We start from the raw sequence: 17,260 nt of genomic DNA on the forward strand, positions 1-17,260 counted from the left end.
CGCCTGCCCACCCGCACACGGGCGGCGGCCCGAGCCGCCGCGGGCGTCAGCCGCGCCCCGCCACCCGGTCCGCCAGCCGTGCCAGACGGGAGGACTCGGCGCTGTGGGTCGTCCGCTCCCGCCGGTCGGCCGCCCGGTACACGGCGTACATCCCCTGCACGCCCACCCACCGCAGCGGCTCCGGCTCCCACTTCCGCACCCGGTGCCCCACCCACGGCAGCTCGGTCAGCTCGGTGCGCCCGGACTGCCCGGAGTCCAGCTGCACCAGATCCCGCAACGTCCGCGCGGCCAGATTCGTTGTGGCGACGCCCGAGCCGACATAACCCCCGGCCCAGCCCAGCCCCGTCGACCGGTCCAGCGTCACCGTCGCGCACCAGTCCCGCGGCACGCCCAGCACACCCGACCAGGCGTGCGCGATGCCGACCCCCGCCAGCGACGGGAAGAACCGCACCAGGATCTCCCGCAGCGCCGAGATCGTCGCGTCCTGGGTGCGCCCGTCGTTGTCGGTCTGCGAGCCGAAGCGGTACGGCGCCCCGCGCCCGCCCAGCGCGATCCGCCCATCGGCGGTCCGCTGCGCGTACATGTAGGCGTGCGCCATGTCCCCCAGCGTCTCCCGGCCGTCCCACCCGATCTCCGCCCACCTCTCCTCGCTCAGCGGCTCGGTGGCGATCATCGAGGAGTTCATGGGCAGCCAGGTACGCCGCTGCCCCTTCAACGAGGCCGTGAACCCCTCCGTGCAGCGCAGCACGTAGGGCGCCCGCACGGTCCCGTACGGCGTCACCGCGTGCTGGGGCCGGATCTCGGTCACCGGCGTCGACTCGTAAAGGGTCACCCCCAGCGCCTCGACGGCCGCCGCGAGCCCGTTCAGCAGCTTCACCGGGTGCAGCCGGGCCCCGTGCGGCGTCCACGTCGAGCCCACCGCGTCCGCCACGCGGATCCGCTCGGCGGTCTCCTGCGCGCCGTACAGCTCACGGTCCTTCTCCCCGAAGGCGACCTCGGCGGCGTGGAAGGACTTCAGCCGGGCCAGCTGAGCCGGAGTGGTCGCCACCTCCAGCACACCGCCCTTGTGCAGGTCGGCGTCGATGCCCTCCGCCTCGGCGACCGCGATCACCTCGTCGACGGTGTCGTTCATCGCCTGCTGCAACCGCACCGCCGCTTCCCGGCCGTGCAGCTTCGCGTACCGGTCCCGGCCGGCGATGCCGTTGTACAGCCAGCCCCCGTTGCGCCCGGAGGCGCCGTATCCGCAGAACTTCTGCTCGAGGACGACGACCCGCAGAAAAGGAGCGGCCTTCTTCAGGTAGTACGCCGTCCACAGACCCGTGTATCCGCCGCCGACGATCACCACGTCGGCGGACGTGTCACCGGGCAGCGGCTCCCGCACCGGGGGAAGACCGTCGTCCGCGTACCAGAAGGAGATGCCGCCGTTCACGACACTGCTGCTCATGAGAGCGGACGTTAACCCGTCGGCGTGACGCCTGTCTCCTTCGGATTTCGTGGAATTTCCCGCCCCCGCACCACCGGATGACACGCCAGCCCGATCAGCACGGACGCGAAGTGCCCGAGGTCGGTGAAGGTCGGCCCGGCCGCCAGCGGAAGGCCGTAGAAGACCAGCACCACGAACACGTACACGTACCGCCACGGCCCCGGAATCCGGTACGTCAGCACCCCCACCACGCCCGCCAGCGCGTAACTCACCCCGATGTCCAGCGCGTCGGCCTCCGAGTGCGGTGCGAGCCCGCGCCGGATCGCCACGAGCAGCACCCCCTGGCTGAGGAGCGTGGCCAGCACATGCGCCGCCACGCACACCACCAGCCACCGCACCGTCCCCAGCCACCGCTCGGCCGGCGCGTGGAAGACGCTGTACAGCACGGCGTACGGCAGCCAGTGCCCGCCGTCGATCCACATCGCGCTGGCGATGAGCACCCGCACCGGGTTCTGCGACAGCTCCTCCAGATTCGTCGAGCGCTGGCGCAGGAACTCGCGCTCGAAGTCCGGCGACATGTGGTGCAGGGCGACCGTCGTGACGAACAGAATCCCCAGCCAGACGTACGTCCCCGGGGCGCTGCGCACATAGGCCCCGACCCGGCGCACACCCCGCGTGATTCGCATGAGCCGATTCACGCACAGCAGTATCGTCCGATCGGTGATCGACATTCCGGACGAGCTGGCGGCGTCACAGGCGGAGTACAACGGCGAGGCGGGCCGCGCCTTCGTCGCGGCCCTGCCGGACCTCGCGGCCACCTTCCTGCACCGCTGGCGGCTGCGGCTGGACGGCCCGTCGATGTACGGGGTGTGCGCGCTCGTCCTGCCCGTCGTCCGCGCCGACGGGCTGCGTGCCGTCCTCAAGCTCCAGCTCCTGGACGAGGAGAGCGCGGGCGAACCGGTCGCCCTGCGCCTGTGGGACGGCGACGGCGCGGTGCGCCTGATCGACCACGACGAGCCCACCGGCACGATGCTGCTGGAACGCCTCGACCCCTCCCGCATGCTGGCCCACCACCCGGACGTCCACGAGGCGGTCGAGGTGATCGCCGCCCTGCTGGCCCACATCAACGCCACCCCCGCCCCACCCGGCCTGCGCCGCCTGGGCGACATGGCGCGCGACATGCTCGACCGCACCCCCCGGGCGCTGCCCCGCATTCCCGACCCCGAGGCCCGCCGGATCATCGCCGACTGCGCCGCGGCCGTACGCGAGGTCGTCGCCGAACCCGGCGACCGTCTGCTGCACTGGGACCTGCACGACGAGAACGTCCTGGCCGCCGATCGCGCCGACTGGCTCGCCATCGACCCCAAACCCCTCGCGGGCGACCCCGGCTTCGAGCTCTGGCCGGCCCTCGCCAACCGCTACGACCCCGACGACATCCGATGGCGCTTCGACGCGATGACCGCCGTCATGGACCTGGACCGGGACCGCGCCCGCGCCTGGACCCTGGGCCGCCTCCTCCAGAACGCCCTGTGGGACATCGCGGACGGCCGCCCCCTTGACCTGGAGCAACTCGAGATCGCCCGCCGCCTGCGCCCGCCCATCCGCCCCCGACGAGAAGAGCCCCGATGATCCGCCGCGCCACACCCGCCGACGTCCCCGTCATCCACACCCTGATCCAGGAACTCGCGACCTACGAGAAAGCGCCGCAGGAAGCGAAGGCGACCCCCGCCCAGCTCCACGACGCGCTCTTCTCCGACCACCCGGCCGCCTTCGCCCACATCGCCGAGGACGACGACACCGAAGAGCCGGTCGGCTTCGCGCTGTGGTTCCTGTCCTTCTCCACCTGGCGCGGAACGTACGGCATCTACCTGGAGGACCTCTTCGTCCGCCCACAGGCCCGCGGCGCCGGCCACGGCAAGGCCCTGCTCACCGAACTCGCCCGCATCTGCACCCGCCGCGGCTACCAGCGCCTGGAGTGGTCGGTCCTCAACTGGAACGAACCCGCAATCGGCTTCTACGACGCCCTCGGCGCCCGCCCGCAGAACGAGTGGACGGTCTACCGCCTGACGGACGAGGCCCTGACAAACCTGGCCACGAATTGACAAAAGCCCAGGCCAGCACAGCTGACCTGGGCTTCCGGGGAAGCCCCCTGTCGGATTCGAACCGACGACCTTCGCTTACAAGTTCGGTCACCGGGCCGTGCGGCCTGCTCCGTCCCTCATGAGGCTGAGGGTTCCCGGTGCCCCTGTGGCTGTCTGCGGATCACTGATTAGGTCGTAGTCGTGCATCAGGAGCGCGTCGTCGTCCTCGGCAAGCAGGCACCGCAACGTGTCGACGTGACGCTCAGGGCTGGTGAGTAGCCGCTTCGACTCCAGCCACGCGGCCAGACCACCATCGTCGACGACTGTCGTAGTAGTCCTCGCCGGTCGGCACTGGGCGGCCTCGGACGGCCCAGAGACGGCCCAGCGGAGATCACTCGTCGGCTGCCCGCCACTCATCGAGCCGGACCTTGACCTGGTGGTTGTGAGCGGCGTGCCAGATGACCTCCCCGCTGACGAAGGCCCCGAGGGCTGGGAGGTCCATCCCGCGCGGCATGGCCGTGATCTCCGCCAGCGCTACGGCGTTCGGCACACCATCCATACGTATGAAGACCCCGAAGCGCTGGCGACCGATGACCTCGCCGGTGATCCGGGCCTCGACGGGCAGAGCGGCAACGGTTGCCTCCCAACTCTCCCGGACCAAGTCCGCGGCCGGCACTTCAGGGCCCGTGGGCCATGCGTACTCATCCATCGGTAGATCATGACGTCCTGCGAGTGGTGCTTAGAAGATACGGGCAAGCCTTGATGGGGTGGCCCGCCGGCACTCTGCCGCTCTTGTGCCGGGCCGCCGAACGCCGCGGCCGTCCGTCGTCGTTGCCGTCCGTGAGCCTGCCATGCCCGTGTACTGGTCAGCCCTCTGGCTGACCAGCTCAGATGCCGCGGGCTTGTGTCGTTGTCGGTCGACGTCGGTTGACCTCATGCAGCCCAGAGACGGCCCGGACCTCCAGGCCAGCCGCATGACCTCTTCGTCCAGAGCAACTTGGATGGTGTGTGAGGTAAACGGGTGATGCTTGAGAACAAAACAGTCACTGCCGCGTTGGACAGGGCGTCCATGGATAAACCCTGGCCGTTACTACTGGAGGTTCACATGCGCCTTGGCATGAAGACCGCCCTACTCAGTGCAGCGATCGGCGCGCTGACCGTCTCCGCTGTGGGCAGCGCCCACGCTGAGGATCTCCCCGCTGGGCACAATCGGGAATCCCGGCCCTCGCACGCCGGAGAGTCCCACCACAGCCACTCCGACGACCCGCTCCTTGTCAGGAAGCATCACCTCAAGAAGCACTTCAGCAGGGTCGAAGAAACCAGTCAGCCCGCCCCCGTCGCCACCGTACCCGTTCCGGCGGACGCCCTGTGCAGCCAGTCCGTCACTACCAGCGGCGGGGACGCGACAACTGGGGATGCGGCCGCTACGGGCGGGGCAGCAACCACCACCGCTACGCAGACCCAGACATGCAACATCACGGTGAACCTGCCGGCGGTCGGTTCGGGCGACTCAAATCAAATCAGGACGAAGACCCGCACGCAGAGCTTCTTCGAAGAGGACTACACGGAGATCCGCCGCTGAATCCGACTGAGTGATATCGGCCGGTCAGCTGTGTGGCGGTTCGCATTCCTACCGGGCGCCCTGCCACGTGAAAGCCCGAGGTTAGCAGCTAGGTCGGTGGAGCGGCTTTGGGCTGGAGCTGCTTTGGGGCGAGTGATCATGGCCCGGTAAGCTTCCGGCGAGTCGGGCAGTCTGTGGACCTGCCCGTTAAAGCACGACGTTGGGGCCATGATCTTAGAGGCTCGCCCCAAAGTGGCTGCCAAGAGCCGTGGAGCCGACCGGCCTCAGCCACAGAGGGTTTTCTCTGCTCCACCCGCTGCACGTAGCGCGCCGCCGGGCGCGGCCAGCCGGGGCGCAGACGGGAGGCAGGCCGCGCCGCAGAGGCGGCGCGCGCCCGCGCCGTGCGCGGGCCTTGATGAAGTGGAGAAAGCCTTGTCCCGCTGGGATGAGGCGCTTCCCGTCGTGGCTCCGCACGTGGGGGCCGTTGCCCTCCAAGGCGTCCAAGAGCCTGATCACGAAGACTTCGGCCATGCGCTCGCTGACCTCGTCGGGCGTGAGCCATTCGACGGCTGTCGACTCACTCGACGTGCGCTCGGTGCCGCCGGACGGCTTCATGGATCGCCTGCTCAGGCGCCGTGTCGATCGTGAGTGACCGCCCGGTTGATGTCACCCGTAGATGTCGAACGCCCCGGACCGATCATCGGCCGGGGCGTTCTCGCTGTTCAGCGTCAGAGCCCCCTGTCGGATTCGAACCGACGACCTTCGCTTTACAAGAGCGGCGCTCTAACCAGCTGAGCTAAGGAGGCCCGGGTCCGCGCTGGACGGACACGCCCGTGCAGTGTACCTACCTCCCGCGGCGGCCCGATCGAAAATTTCCGCGAAGTTCACAGGGGCTCGCCTACTGACAGACCAGGTGAACGCCAGGTACCGTCCTGTGCCAGTTCACCTGCGTGGACTACACCAACCACCTTCCTACAACGGATCGTCCGGCACGTTCCTGCCGGTAGAAGGGGGCCCATTCACCATGGCCACTGTCACGTTCGACAAGGCGACCCGGATCTACCCGGGTTCCGACAAGCCCGCCGTCGACGCCCTGGACATCGAGATCGCCGACGGGGAGTTCCTCGTCCTGGTCGGTCCGTCCGGCTGCGGCAAGTCCACCTCCCTGCGGATGCTCGCGGGCCTGGAGGACGTCAACGGCGGCGCGATCCGCATCGGCGACCGCGACGTCACGCACCTGCCGCCGAAGGACCGGGACATCGCCATGGTGTTCCAGAACTACGCGCTCTACCCGCACATGACGGTCGCCGACAACATGGGCTTCGCGCTCAAGATCGCCGGCGTCAACAAGGCGGAGATCCGGCAGAAGGTCGAAGAGGCCGCGAAGATCCTCGACCTCAGCGAGTACCTGGACCGCAAGCCGAAGGCGCTCTCCGGCGGTCAGCGCCAGCGCGTGGCGATGGGTCGCGCGATCGTCCGTGAGCCGCAGGTCTTCCTCATGGACGAGCCGCTGTCCAACCTGGACGCCAAGCTCCGCGTCTCCACCCGCACCCAGATCGCCTCCCTCCAGCGCCGCCTGGGCATCACCACGGTCTACGTCACCCACGACCAGGTCGAGGCCCTCACCATGGGCGACCGCGTCGCGGTCCTCAAGGACGGTCTGCTCCAGCAGGTCGACACCCCGCGCAACATGTACGACAGGCCCGCCAACCTCTTCGTGGCCGGCTTCATCGGCTCCCCGGCGATGAACCTCGTCGAGGTCCCGATCACCGACGGCGGCGTGAAGTTCGGCAACAGCGTCGTTCCGGTCGACCGGGAGGCGCTGGCCGCCGCCACCGACAAGACGGTCACCGTCGGCGTCCGCCCCGAGCACTTCGACGTGGCCGGCCCCGACTCCGACCTCGGTGTCGCGGTCACCGTCAACGTCGTCGAGGAGCTGGGCTCCGACGCGTTCGTCTACGGCACCGCCAAGGTCGGCGCCGAGACCAAGGACCTCGTCGTCCGCGTGGGCGGCCGCGAGGTGCCGGAGAAGGGCAGCACGCTGCACGTCGTGCCGCGCTCGGGCGAGACCCACGTGTTCTCCACCTCGACGGGCGCGCGCCTGTCGGACTGACCTCCCGGCGCATGATTCACCCAGGTTGACGAAGAGGGGCCTCGCGAACTGCCGCGGGGCCCCTCTCGTTGTCGACGAATACCCCGGCAAATCCCCCGTTTCGACCAGCGTGCGTCAACCCACTACCCCGAAATCCCTCTTCCCCCATCCCCCGTACAGGTGACTAAATGTCGCCAAATCATTACCGGGCGCTACCCTCACACGCGTGAAGCACTCCACCACCCAACAGACGCCACGCGGTCACCGGGGCCCCGCCCGCCGCATCGGCCGCTCCCTCGCCCTCGTCCTGCCCGTCGTCCTGGTGCTCTCCGGGACCCTCGCCGTCACCCGGGTCAACTGGTCCGGGAACCGCTCGGACTCGGTGCTCACCGCCACCGACGTGACGAGTGCGACGGACGCCAAGAACACCGCCCGCCGCGCCCCCCAGGACGTCCTGCGCGACCAGCTCCTCACCGAGCTCCAGCAGAAGGACCCCGGCGTCGCCCTCACCCATCTGCAGCAGGCCGTCAACGACAAGCCGTCGCTGGCCGAGCACTGCACCTCCATCGCCCGGGCCCTGGGCCGCGCGGCGGTCCGCATCTACGGCCCCTCCCGCGCCCAGTCCTTCGCCCGCCCGGTCTGCGACACGTCGTACGCCTCAGGCATCCTGGCGGCCCACAGCTGACGCCCGCCGAGGGACCCATGCCACGGCGTCGCCGTACCCGCGTACGGCGGGAAGGGGACGTGGTGGGGGGTGTCCGCCCGCAGCGGCCGGCACCGGGACCCGGCAGGCCCGTCGGAAACGGCCGGCCGGACCGAGGACGGACACCCCCCACCGCGGCCCCGACCCACGGACAGCCGCAGGCACGACACCAGCCACCCACCCGAAGGGCAACGGGCCGCCGCAGGCACACAAAGGGCGCGGGGAACGGCGCGAGCAACCACGACGCAACCCGCACCCGAACCACCACCGAAAGCACCGCAGGCACCCGCACAAGCCCCCGCAGGCACCCCGCAGCCACCCCGCCGTAGTCTTCCGGCATGACCCATCCGCACGCCCTGACCCGCCCCACCCAAGCCGTCATCCTGGCCGGCGGCCAAGGTTCCCGGCTGCGCCCCTACACCGACGACCGGCCCAAGCCGATGGTCGAGATCCCCGGGACGGGCACGCCCATCATCGGCCACCAGCTCACCTGGCTCGCCGAAGAGGGCGTCACCGACGTGGTCGTCTCCTGCGGCCACCTCGCCGACGTGCTCGAGCAGTGGCTCCGGTCGGCCGAACTCCCCGTGCGCGTGACCACCGTCGTCGAGGCGGAGCCCCTCGGCCGCGGTGGCGGCCTGAAGTTCGCCGCCGCGCACCTGCCGCACCCGGACCGGCCCTGGTACGCCACCAACGGCGACATCTGGACCCGCTTCTCGCTGCGCGACATGGCCGACTTCCACACCGAGCGCGACGCCATAGCGACGCTCGCCCTCGCCCGCCCCCGCATCCCCTGGGGCGCCGTCCAGACCGACGGGTTCGGCCACATCACCGACTTCATCGAGGCCCCGCCGTCCACCTTCGAGATCAACGCGGGCGTGTACGTCTTCTCCCCGGCCTTCGCCGGCCTCCTCCCCGAGCGCGGCGACCACGAGCGCACCACGTTCCCGCGCCTGGCCCGGGAGCACCGCCTGGCCGGCTTCCCGCTTCCCCAGGGCGCCTACTGGCGGGCGATCGACACGGCGAAGGACCTGACCGAGGCGGCCAAGGAGCTGGCGGCCCTGAGCCGCTGACGCCACGGCAGCGCAGCACACGCACCGCCCAGCACAGGCACCGCCGGCACGCCGCAGCACGCCAGAACACCGCCAGAACACCGCACCACACACCGATGGGGCCCCGCGCGTCACACGCGGAGCCCCATCGCCGTGCCGGCCGCCGGGTCGGCCAAGGGATCGTCGGAGGATTCGGCCGGTGGGCTACCCGAGCACGCCGCCCACCGGCCCCGTTACCCCAACAGGCCGCCCACGAGGCTGGACTGGCCGGAGGAGGAGCCGGAGCCACCGGAAGAGGGCGACCCGGAGCCGCCGCTGCTGCCGCCCGAGGACCCGGAGCCGCCCGACGTGCCGCCCCCGGAGGTCGGCCCGGAGCTGGTGCTCGGTCCCTGACCGGTCGGCGACGAGTGCCGCGACGGCGCCTGTCCAGCCGTGCCCTGCGTCTGGCTGGGCGCCCCGGTGGTCGCCGTGTCCGAGGAACGCGTCGCCCCTGGCTTGTGCGCCCCGTGCGCGGGACTGGAGGAGGCCCCGCCCCGCGTCGGCGCGGCGGACGCGGACGGCGTGTGCCGCCGGGTGTGCTCGTCGGGCCGCTGCGGCAGCGGCGAGCCGGGCAGCTCGTTGCGCGGGGCCTCGCCGGGCCCGGGCGCGACGACCCGGTCGGCGTCGCGCACCGCGCCGCCCAGCAGCGACCCGACGAGCAGGGTCAGCCCGGTGGCGACGGCGGTGATCAGCGCGCCGCGGCGCAGCACGTAGCTGCGCAGCTCCCAGATGTCGGAGCGCGGTCCGAGCCGCCGCCAGGCGCCGGCGGCGAGGCGGCCGTCGACGGAGTAGACGGGAGCGCCGGCGATGATCAGCGGCGACCAGGCGGCGAGGTAGATGATGTCGGGGGCGTCGTAGACGGGGACCGTCTTCCAGCTGACGGTGACGATGATCGCGGCCGACAGCAGCGCTCCGACCACGGCCGTGACCCGCTGCCAGCAGCCCAGGACGGTCAGCACGCCGACCACCACCTGGAGGAAGGCGATGACCAGGCCGGAGCCGACGGGGTGATGGAGGGCGAACTGGCGCAGCGGCTCGGCGACTTCCCAGGGGTGCAGGGTGTTGAGCCACTTGACCATGGAGCCGCGCTTGCCGCCGTCGAAGTAGACGGGGTCGCACAGCTTGCCCATGCCGGCGTAGATGGAGATGAAGCCGAGGAAGATGCGCAGCGGGAGCAGGACGACGCCGAGGTTCATCCGGCGGTGCGGGTAGTACGCGTGCCGCGCGGGATCGTCGCCGTGGCGCCGGCCGGGGGCGTCCGCCTCGCCGCTGTCCTCGCCGGTCTCGTCCACGTCGCCGAAGCCGTCGTATCCGGGCCCGCCGTACCCGGGCCCGCCGTACCCGGGCCCGTCGTATCCGGACCCGTATCCGGGGTCGCCGGGCTCGTCGTAGAGGCTGCCGGCGCTGCGCATCGCGGGTAGCAGGCGGGTCCCCGCGCCGTCCTCGGAGGTGCGCTGGGCGCCGACGACGGGCGACTCGACGGTCTGCTCCAGGTCGTCGTGATCGACGTAGCCCTCGTGGCCGGGCGCGACGCGGGGCAGCACCTGAGTGGCTCCGGCGTCGGCTGCGGAGGGCTCGGCGTGGCCGACGCTGCCGGCCCGCACGGCCTGGAGCAGGCGGTGGGCGCCGGTGTCGTCGGGGTCGGACCTGCCGCTCCAGACGACGGGCCGGCGCCGGGCCGCCGCGGCGGCGGCGCCTGCGGCAGGCACACGGGCGGTGTCAGGGGTGGCGCTCAAGTGCCGCGCGATCCGCGGGGACCGGGTGCGCACGGACGACGCACCCAACTGCACGCGGAAGCTCGCGTGGCTCACGATGATCTGCGCCGGATCGCTCGGCACCTTCACCATGCTCAGCGCGGGAGCGTCGTCGTAACCCGACGAGCGGTCCCCCGTGGGTGTGCGGGGTGTTCTGGTGTCCACGCTCATCTAACCGAGTGATGTGCGCTTAGGACACTGCCTTGACCGCGCGGATCTGTCCGGACCCCGTCAAGGTTGTCCGGACAGCCCGTAAACCCTCGTGTGGGCGATATCAGCGAACAGACATTCAGCCCCGGCGGCGGGACGCGGCCTCGTAGAGCACGATGCCCGCGGCGACACCGGCGTTGAGCGACTCGGCCCCACCCGGCATCGGGATGCGCACCCGGTAGTCACAGGTCTCGCCGACCAGCCGGGACAGCCCCTTGCCCTCGCTGCCCACGACGATGCACACCGGCCCCGAGAGGGCCTCCAGCTCACCGAGCTCGACGTCCCCGTCCGCAGCCAGGCCGACGACGACGATCCCGGCCTTCTGGTACGCCTCCAGCGCCCGCGTCAGGTTCGTCGCACGGGCGACCGGCGTGCGGGCGGCCGTACCGGCGGACGTCTTCCAGGCACCGGCGGTCATGCCGGCCGCACGCCGCTCGGGTACGACGACGCCGTGCCCGCCGAAGGCGGAGACGGACCGCACGACGGCACCGAGGTTGCGCGGGTCGGTCACCCCGTCGAGGGCGACGATCAGCGGGTCCGCGCCCTCGTCGGCGGCGGCGTCGGCGAGGTCCTCGGGGTGGGCGTACTCGTACGGCGGGATCTGCAGGACGAGGCCCTGGTGGTTGAGCCCGTTGGTCATCCGGTCCAGCTCGGGACGCGGGGCCTCCATCAGGTTGATGCCGCCACGCTCGGCGGCGAGCTGCAGCGCCTCGCGCACGCGCTCGTCGTTGTCGATGAACTGCTGCACGTACAGCGTGGTGGCGGGCACCCCCTCACGCAGCGCCTCGTAGACCGGGTTACGGCCGACGACCAGCTCGGAAGCGGACTTGCCGCCGCCCCGGCGCTGCGGAGCGCGTCCCTGCGCGCGCCGGGACTTCGCCTGCGCCGCACGCTGCTTGGCGTGCCCCTTGCGCATCTCGGCGGGCGGAGTCGGGCCCTTGCCCTCCAGGCCCCGGCGCCGCTTGCCGCCACTGCCGACCTGCGCGCCCTTCTTGCCGGACATGCGACGGTTGTTCGCGGCCATGACCTACCTGTCTCCGTGATGCGTTGGGTGTACGTACGTCAGTGCAAGTGTGCCGCCCGTAGCCCCGGGCGGCACATTCGCGGTGTTCTAACGGGCCCCGAGGCTCCATCGCGGCCCCTGCGGGCTGTCCTCGATGACCAGCCCGGACTGGCCGAGCTGGTCGCGGATGGCGTCCGCGGTGGCCCAGTCCTTGCGCGCGCGAGCGGACTCGCGCTGCTCCAGGACCAGGCGTACGAGGCTGTCGACGACCCCGTGGAGATCGTCACCCCGGTCGTTCTCGCCGGCCCACTGCTCGTCGAGCGGGTCGAGTCCGAGGACGCCCAGCATGGCCCGCACCTCGGCGAGCCGTGCGACGGCGGCGTCCTTGTCGTCGGCGGCCAGCGCACTGTTGCCCTGGCGCACCGTCGTGTGAATCACAGCCAGGGCCTGCGGCACGCCGAGGTCGTCGTCCATGGCCTCGGCGAAGGCGGGCGGCACCTCGGAGGCGGGCTCGACGTCGCCGGCCTTCTCCACCACCCGCTGCACGAAGCCCTCGATCCGGGCGAACGCGGACTCGGCCTCGCGCAGCGACTCGTCGCTGTACTCGATGGTCGAGCGGTAGTGCGGGGTCCCCAGGTAGTACCGGAGGACGATGGGCCGCCACTGCTTGACCATCTCGGAGACCAGGACGCTGTTGCCCAGCGACTTGGACATCTTCTCGCCGCTCATGGTGACCCAGGCGTTGTGCAGCCAGTACTGGGCGAAGTCGTCGCCGAACGCCTTGGCCTGGGCGATCTCGTTCTCGTGGTGCGGGAAGATCAGGTCCAGGCCGCCGCCGTGGATGTCGAAGGCGGAGCCCAGGTACCTGTGCGCCATGGCGGAGCACTCCAGGTGCCACCCGGGACGGCCCCGCCCCCACGGCGTCTCCCAGCTCGGCTCGCCCGGCTTGGCGGCCTTCCACATGGCGAAGTCACGCGGGTCCCGCTTGCCGGTGATGCCCTCCTCGGAGGGCTGGCGCATCTCGTCCAGGTCCTGCCGGGACAGCTCCAGGTACGAGGGCCACGACCTGACGTCGAAGTAGACGCTGCCGTCGGCCTCGTAGGCGTGCCCGCGCTCGATGAGCGTGCGCATCATCTCGACCATCTCGGTGACATGGCCGGTGGCACGCGGCTCGTACGTCGGCGGAAGGCAGCCAAGAGCGGTGTAGCCGTCGTTGAAGGCGCGCTCGTTCTCGTAGCCGATGGACCACCAGGGGCGGTTCTGCTGGTCCGCCTTCCCGATGATCTTGTCGTCGATGTCGGTGACGTTGCGGATGAAGGTGACGTCGTAGCCGCGGTAGGCGAACCAGCGGCGCAGGATGTCGAAGTTCAGCCCGGAACGGATGTGCCCGATGTGCGGGGCCGCCTGCACGGTGGCGCCACACAGGTAGATCGAGACGCAACCCGGCGTGAGCGGGGTGAAGTCACGGATCTGCCGGGCGCTGGTGTCGTACAGGCGAATAGTCACGCATCCAGGGTAGTGGCCCCACACCAGTGCCAGGCGCCGCCGCGGGCTTACGGGGACGGTTTCGTGACCCTCGGCCTCCGGCGCGACGGGGTGCCTCCCTCGAGCCCTGCCGGATGACCGCCGACACCCGCCCACCCCGGCCCCGACCCACACCGAACCCCAGGCGCTGGGCACGCCACGACGCATCGCAACGGACCGCCGCAGGCCCACAAGAGGCGCGGGGAACCGCGCGACCAGCCACAACGCACCCGCAGACGCCCCGCTGCCGCCGGACGACAACCTCATCCAGCCCGAGCCACCAACGCCGTGGCCACAGCCATCAGCCCTTCCCCCCGCCCCGGAAACCCGAGCCCGTCCGTCGTCGCGCCGGAGACCGACACCGCCGCCCCCACCACCGACGACAGCAACTCCTCCGCCTCGCCCCGGCGCTTACCGATCTTCGGCCGCGCCCCGATCACCTGCACCGCGACGTTCCCGATGACGAACCCCGCCTCGCGCACGATCCGCGCGGCCTCCGCCAGCAGCGTCACGCCCGACGCCCCCGCCCACTCGGGCCGCCCGGTCCCGAAGTGCTGCCCGAGGTCCCCCAGCCCCGCCGCGGAGAACAACGCGTTGCACGCCGCATGCGCGACGACGTCCGCGTCGGAGTGCCCGGCCAGCCCGGGGCCCTCCCCTTCCCACTTGAGGCCCGCGCACCACAACTCACGCCCTTCCTCGAAGGCGTGGATGTCGGTACCGATCCCGACCCGAGGCAGCAGGGGCACGGTCTCAGAACCCATCGTTCAGCCTCCGCCGCGCGAGAACCGCCTCCGCCAGCACCAGATCCAGCGGCCGCGTCACCTTGAACGCCTCCTCGTGCCCCGGCACGACCACCACCCGCTCCCCGAGCTGCTCGACCATGCTCGCGTCATCGGTCACCTCTCCGGTCACGCTCTCGTGGGCCCGCACCAGCGTCCGCCGGTCGAACCCCTGCGGCGTCTGCACGGCCCGCAGCCGCGCCCGCGACGGCGTGGCCAGAACCGGCTCGGGCTCCCCCTCCACCGCCGCCGGCTCCACCTCCTTCACGGTGTCCGCGAGCGGCACCGCCGGAACCACGGCCACGGCACCCGCGCGCACCGCCTCGACCACCGCGTCCACCGTGTCGACGGGCACCAGCGGCCGCGCGGCGTCGTGCACCAACACGATGTCGTAGTCGCCCGGCAGCGCGTCCAGCCCGAGCCTCACGGACTCCTGCCGCGACTGGCCGCCCGGCACCACCAGGAAGTCCGTCCGCTCGGGCAGCGCGTGCGCGTCGAGCAGGCTCCTGACCTCCCCGGCACCGTCCGGCGGAGCCACGACGACGACGAGGGAGACGAACCGCGACGCGGCCATGGCGCGCACCGCGTGCACCAGCATCGGCGTGCCGCTCAGCGCGCGCAGTGCTTTGGGGGCGCCCGGCCCCAGGCGTACGCCGCGGCCGGCGGCCGGAATCACCACGGCCGTACGCGGCTCGGTGGCTGAAGGACGCGTAACGTCAGACATCGGTTCCTGTCAGGTTTGTGTGCTCGGCCCCGGTGGGTATGGCCTCACCGTGCCGGGCGCGCGACGCTCTGACCGGACCCTTCCGTGACCCTGGTCGAGCCGGCGGCCCGACCCCGGCGCATCGGTATCGGAGGCTTGCCCCCGACAGGACGGCAGTTCGACAGGACGACAGCGGGACCGCAGCGACGTCACGTGCGCGGATAGGGAAACGTACGAGACGTAGCGTACGCACGACACGCACGACAGACGTACGCGGCGACGGAAACGGACATGCCGCAGCGCCCGGCGACACAGTCAGGTCATCGGGCACCGCGGCATTTCACACCGTGCTGAACTGAGGCGGACGGGGCCGCGTCAGGACGCGAGAACCTCGTCGAGGAGGGCCTCGGCCTTGTCCTCGTTCGTGTTCTCCGCGAGGGCGAGCTCGCTCACCAGGATCTGCCGCGCCTTGGCGAGCATGCGCTTCTCACCTGCGGAGAGTCCACGCTCGCGCTCACGACGCCACAGGTCACGCACGACTTCCGCGACCTTGATGACATCGCCGGAGGCGAGCTTCTCCAGATTTGCCTTGTAACGACGGGACCAGTTCGTGGGCTCCTCGGCGTACGGAGCGCGCAGCACCTCGAAGACTCGGTCCAGCCCGTCCTGACCGACCACATCACGCACGCCGACGAACTCCGCATTGTCCGCTGGCACACGTACCGTCAGGTCACCCTGGGCGACCTTCAGCACCAAGTAGGTCTTGTCCACGCCTTTGATCTGGCGAGTTTCGATAGCCTCGATCAGCGCGGCCCCGTGATGGGGATAGACCACGGTGTCGCCAACCTTGAACGTCATGTGACAGGTACCCCTTCCGTGGCTATCCAGGGTAACACGGATACGGCGTCTTCTGAATGACGTTTTCGCAGGTCAGGGCATATCTCGGGGCTTGACAACAGTATCGGGAACGTGCTGCGGCGGGCGAGCGGAGGCAGGTATTCGCAGGTCGGAGCCGCTTCCCGGGGCCCATGAAACGCGCCCGTCACAACCTCCGGGAGCCCTCCCGAGCGGGTCGAACATGCCCAAATGTCCGGTTCCATGCGTGCGACTTACGCTACTCCGTTCGGCCCACCGGAGGCGCTTACGCATCGAATCCGGAATTGATCACGGCCCGCACGGAAGGCTCCCGGAAGCGATCCGGAAGGAAGCGGGAAGGGGGCGGGAAGGAAGCAGGAAGGGGGCCGGCTCATCCGGCGTGATCAATTTCTGCGTGCGCCGTGCATTCTTCACGGAATATTCGCCTACCGCACCGCGGAGACCTGCGGCGACTTATGTGAATGGCGTACGAAGGCAGTGATCAAAGTGACTGGTGAGTCACTTGTGACTGCAGAGCCCTTCTGATGCCACTGTGACTCCTGCTCGGAGCTCCGGCGCGACCCAGCGTGATGCCCCACTCCTTGCGCCTGCCCTTGCCCCACCACTTGCCCCTCCCCCGTACCGCCTGCCGAGCGATCCGAGAGCTCCGGGGAGGGTCGGGTGCGGCGGCGCGGGAACGGCTCGATAACCTAAGCCCGCTGACTGACCCTTAGGGCGGCTTTACAAGGAAAGCTGCCCCTGCGTTCAAGGAGTTGCCGCCGCCGTGAGCAGCAGCCTTCGACGCGGCGCCCTCGCCGCCTCCGTCACCGCCCTCTCGATCGCCTCGCTGGCCGCCTGCGGCTCCGGGAACAACGCCCAGACTCTGCAGGTCAAGCCGGACAACGCCGCCACCAGCGTCGGGGACATCAAGGTCCAGAACGCGCTCGTCATCACCCAGCCCGACCGCGAGTCCACCGGCCCGGCCGCGATCTCCGCCACCCTGTTCAACACCGGCGGCACCGCCCAGACGCTGGACGCCGTCAAGGTGGAGGGCGGCGGCAAGACCGCCGAGATCAAGCCCGCGAACGGCAAGGGCAAACTGACCATCCCGGCCCACAGCTCCGTCGTCCTCGGCGGCAAGGGCAACGCCACGGCCATGCTGACCTCGGGCCGGGAGGCCGTCCAGGACGGCAACGCCCAGAAGGTCGTCTTCACCTTCAGCAAGACCGGCGACGTGACGCTCACCGCGTTCGTCGTCCCGGCCACCAGCTACTTCAGCAACTGGGGCCCGGCCGGCATCCCGAGCGCTCCGGCGCAGAGCCCGTCCCAGAAGCCGTCCGGCTCCCCGTCGGGCTCCACCTCGCCCAGCCCGTCCCAGTCGCCCTCCGGCACCCCGACCGACCAGGCCTCCGCGAGCACCTCGCCGTCGGCCGGCCACTGAGCCGTCGCACCACCGCCGTACCGCGCCGAAGGGCGGCACCCCG

The 17,260-nt window shown here is 70.7% G+C and carries 16 protein-coding genes, 1 tRNA gene and 1 pseudogene; 7 read left to right on the forward strand and 11 right to left on the reverse strand.

Annotation, left to right across the window (positions count from 1 at the left end; translation table 11 throughout):
* Window positions 1–46: 46 nt before the first annotated feature.
* Window positions 47–1,444: an NAD(P)/FAD-dependent oxidoreductase gene (locus ACF1GV_RS25295; RefSeq protein ID WP_391684892.1), complete on the reverse strand. Its 1,398-nt coding sequence runs from the start codon at window positions 1,442–1,444 to the stop codon at window positions 47–49.
* 11 nt (window positions 1,445–1,455) lie between these two features.
* Entirely contained in the window at window positions 1,456–2,109 is a 654-nt protein-coding gene (locus ACF1GV_RS25300) for a rhomboid-like protein (protein WP_391684894.1), read from the reverse strand.
* Here ACF1GV_RS25300 and ACF1GV_RS25305 point away from each other — a divergent pair.
* A complete protein-coding gene (locus ACF1GV_RS25305) occupies window positions 2,108–3,052 on the forward strand; it encodes an aminoglycoside phosphotransferase family protein (protein WP_391684896.1) in 945 nt (314 codons plus the stop codon). The genes ACF1GV_RS25300 and ACF1GV_RS25305 overlap by 2 nt on opposite strands.
* Window positions 3,049–3,525, forward strand: a complete 477-nt coding sequence (locus tag ACF1GV_RS25310) for a GNAT family N-acetyltransferase (protein ID WP_391684898.1) — start codon at window positions 3,049–3,051, stop codon at window positions 3,523–3,525. The genes ACF1GV_RS25305 and ACF1GV_RS25310 overlap by 4 nt, the downstream gene beginning before the upstream one ends.
* 370 nt (window positions 3,526–3,895) lie before the next feature.
* On the opposite strand, the gene ACF1GV_RS25315 is transcribed toward ACF1GV_RS25310, so the two are convergent.
* Complete coding sequence (locus tag ACF1GV_RS25315; protein ID WP_391684900.1) at window positions 3,896–4,213, reverse strand: hypothetical protein; 318 nt, start codon at window positions 4,211–4,213, stop codon at window positions 3,896–3,898.
* Between the two features lie 315 nt (window positions 4,214–4,528).
* On the opposite strand from ACF1GV_RS25315, the gene ACF1GV_RS25320 reads away from it, so the two are divergent.
* Window positions 4,529–5,086 carry a hypothetical protein gene (locus tag ACF1GV_RS25320; protein WP_391684902.1) on the forward strand — a complete coding sequence of 186 codons (558 nt, stop codon included), beginning with the start codon at window positions 4,529–4,531 and terminating at the stop codon, window positions 5,084–5,086.
* A gap of 414 nt (window positions 5,087–5,500) precedes the next feature.
* Here the strand turns inward: ACF1GV_RS25320 and ACF1GV_RS25325 are convergent.
* Window positions 5,501–5,677, reverse strand: a pseudogene (locus ACF1GV_RS25325) (NUDIX hydrolase); the annotation flags it as partial.
* A 120-nt stretch (window positions 5,678–5,797) separates the two neighbouring features.
* Window positions 5,798–5,871: transfer RNA gene (locus ACF1GV_RS25330), tRNA-Thr, on the reverse strand.
* Between the two features lie 218 nt (window positions 5,872–6,089).
* Between ACF1GV_RS25330 and ACF1GV_RS25335 the strand changes: the two genes are divergently transcribed.
* From ACF1GV_RS25335 to ACF1GV_RS25345, 3 genes are all read left to right on the forward strand, one after another.
* The gene (locus ACF1GV_RS25335) at window positions 6,090–7,178 is read left to right on the forward strand and encodes an ABC transporter ATP-binding protein (protein WP_391684904.1); all 1,089 of its coding nucleotides are present in this window, start codon (window positions 6,090–6,092) and stop codon (window positions 7,176–7,178) included.
* 205 nt (window positions 7,179–7,383) lie between these two features.
* Window positions 7,384–7,842: a hypothetical protein gene (locus ACF1GV_RS25340; protein WP_391684906.1), complete on the forward strand. Its 459-nt coding sequence runs from the start codon at window positions 7,384–7,386 to the stop codon at window positions 7,840–7,842.
* 356 nt (window positions 7,843–8,198) lie between these two features.
* Window positions 8,199–8,930 (forward strand): NDP-sugar synthase, encoded by a 732-nt coding sequence (locus tag ACF1GV_RS25345; protein ID WP_391684908.1) that lies wholly within the window; start codon window positions 8,199–8,201, stop codon window positions 8,928–8,930.
* Window positions 8,931–9,142: 212 nt separating this feature from the next.
* Here the strand turns inward: ACF1GV_RS25345 and ACF1GV_RS25350 are convergent, their stop codons facing one another.
* The 6 genes from ACF1GV_RS25350 to ACF1GV_RS25375 form a co-directional block, all read right to left on the reverse strand.
* Window positions 9,143–10,873 carry a DoxX family membrane protein gene (locus ACF1GV_RS25350; RefSeq protein WP_391684910.1) on the reverse strand — a complete coding sequence of 577 codons (1,731 nt, stop codon included), beginning with the start codon at window positions 10,871–10,873 and terminating at the stop codon, window positions 9,143–9,145.
* Window positions 10,874–10,991: 118 nt separating this feature from the next.
* The gene (gene rlmB, locus ACF1GV_RS25355) at window positions 10,992–11,936 is read right to left on the reverse strand and encodes a 23S rRNA (guanosine(2251)-2'-O)-methyltransferase RlmB (protein WP_391684912.1); all 945 of its coding nucleotides are present in this window, start codon (window positions 11,934–11,936) and stop codon (window positions 10,992–10,994) included.
* A gap of 87 nt (window positions 11,937–12,023) precedes the next feature.
* Window positions 12,024–13,421 carry a cysteine--tRNA ligase gene (gene cysS, locus ACF1GV_RS25360; RefSeq protein ID WP_391684914.1) on the reverse strand — a complete coding sequence of 466 codons (1,398 nt, stop codon included), beginning with the start codon at window positions 13,419–13,421 and terminating at the stop codon, window positions 12,024–12,026.
* 281 nt (window positions 13,422–13,702) lie between these two features.
* Window positions 13,703–14,200 carry a 2-C-methyl-D-erythritol 2,4-cyclodiphosphate synthase gene (ispF, locus tag ACF1GV_RS25365; RefSeq protein ID WP_391684916.1) on the reverse strand — a complete coding sequence of 166 codons (498 nt, stop codon included), beginning with the start codon at window positions 14,198–14,200 and terminating at the stop codon, window positions 13,703–13,705.
* A complete protein-coding gene (gene ispD, locus ACF1GV_RS25370) occupies window positions 14,190–14,942 on the reverse strand; it encodes a 2-C-methyl-D-erythritol 4-phosphate cytidylyltransferase (protein ID WP_391684918.1) in 753 nt (250 codons plus the stop codon). Before ispD ends, ispF begins: the two co-directional genes overlap by 11 nt.
* A 354-nt stretch (window positions 14,943–15,296) precedes the next feature.
* Complete coding sequence (locus ACF1GV_RS25375; protein ID WP_003953493.1) at window positions 15,297–15,779, reverse strand: CarD family transcriptional regulator; 483 nt, start codon at window positions 15,777–15,779, stop codon at window positions 15,297–15,299.
* Between the two features lie 781 nt (window positions 15,780–16,560).
* Between ACF1GV_RS25375 and ACF1GV_RS25380 the strand changes: the two genes are divergently transcribed.
* Window positions 16,561–17,217, forward strand: coding sequence for a copper chaperone PCu(A)C (locus ACF1GV_RS25380; RefSeq protein ID WP_391684920.1), 657 nt, complete (start codon window positions 16,561–16,563; stop codon window positions 17,215–17,217).
* Window positions 17,218–17,260 lie beyond the last annotated feature (43 nt).

The sequence above is a fragment of the Streptomyces sp. NPDC014006 genome, assembly GCF_043088925.1.
Taxonomy (GTDB): Bacteria; Actinomycetota; Actinomycetes; order Streptomycetales; family Streptomycetaceae; genus Streptomyces.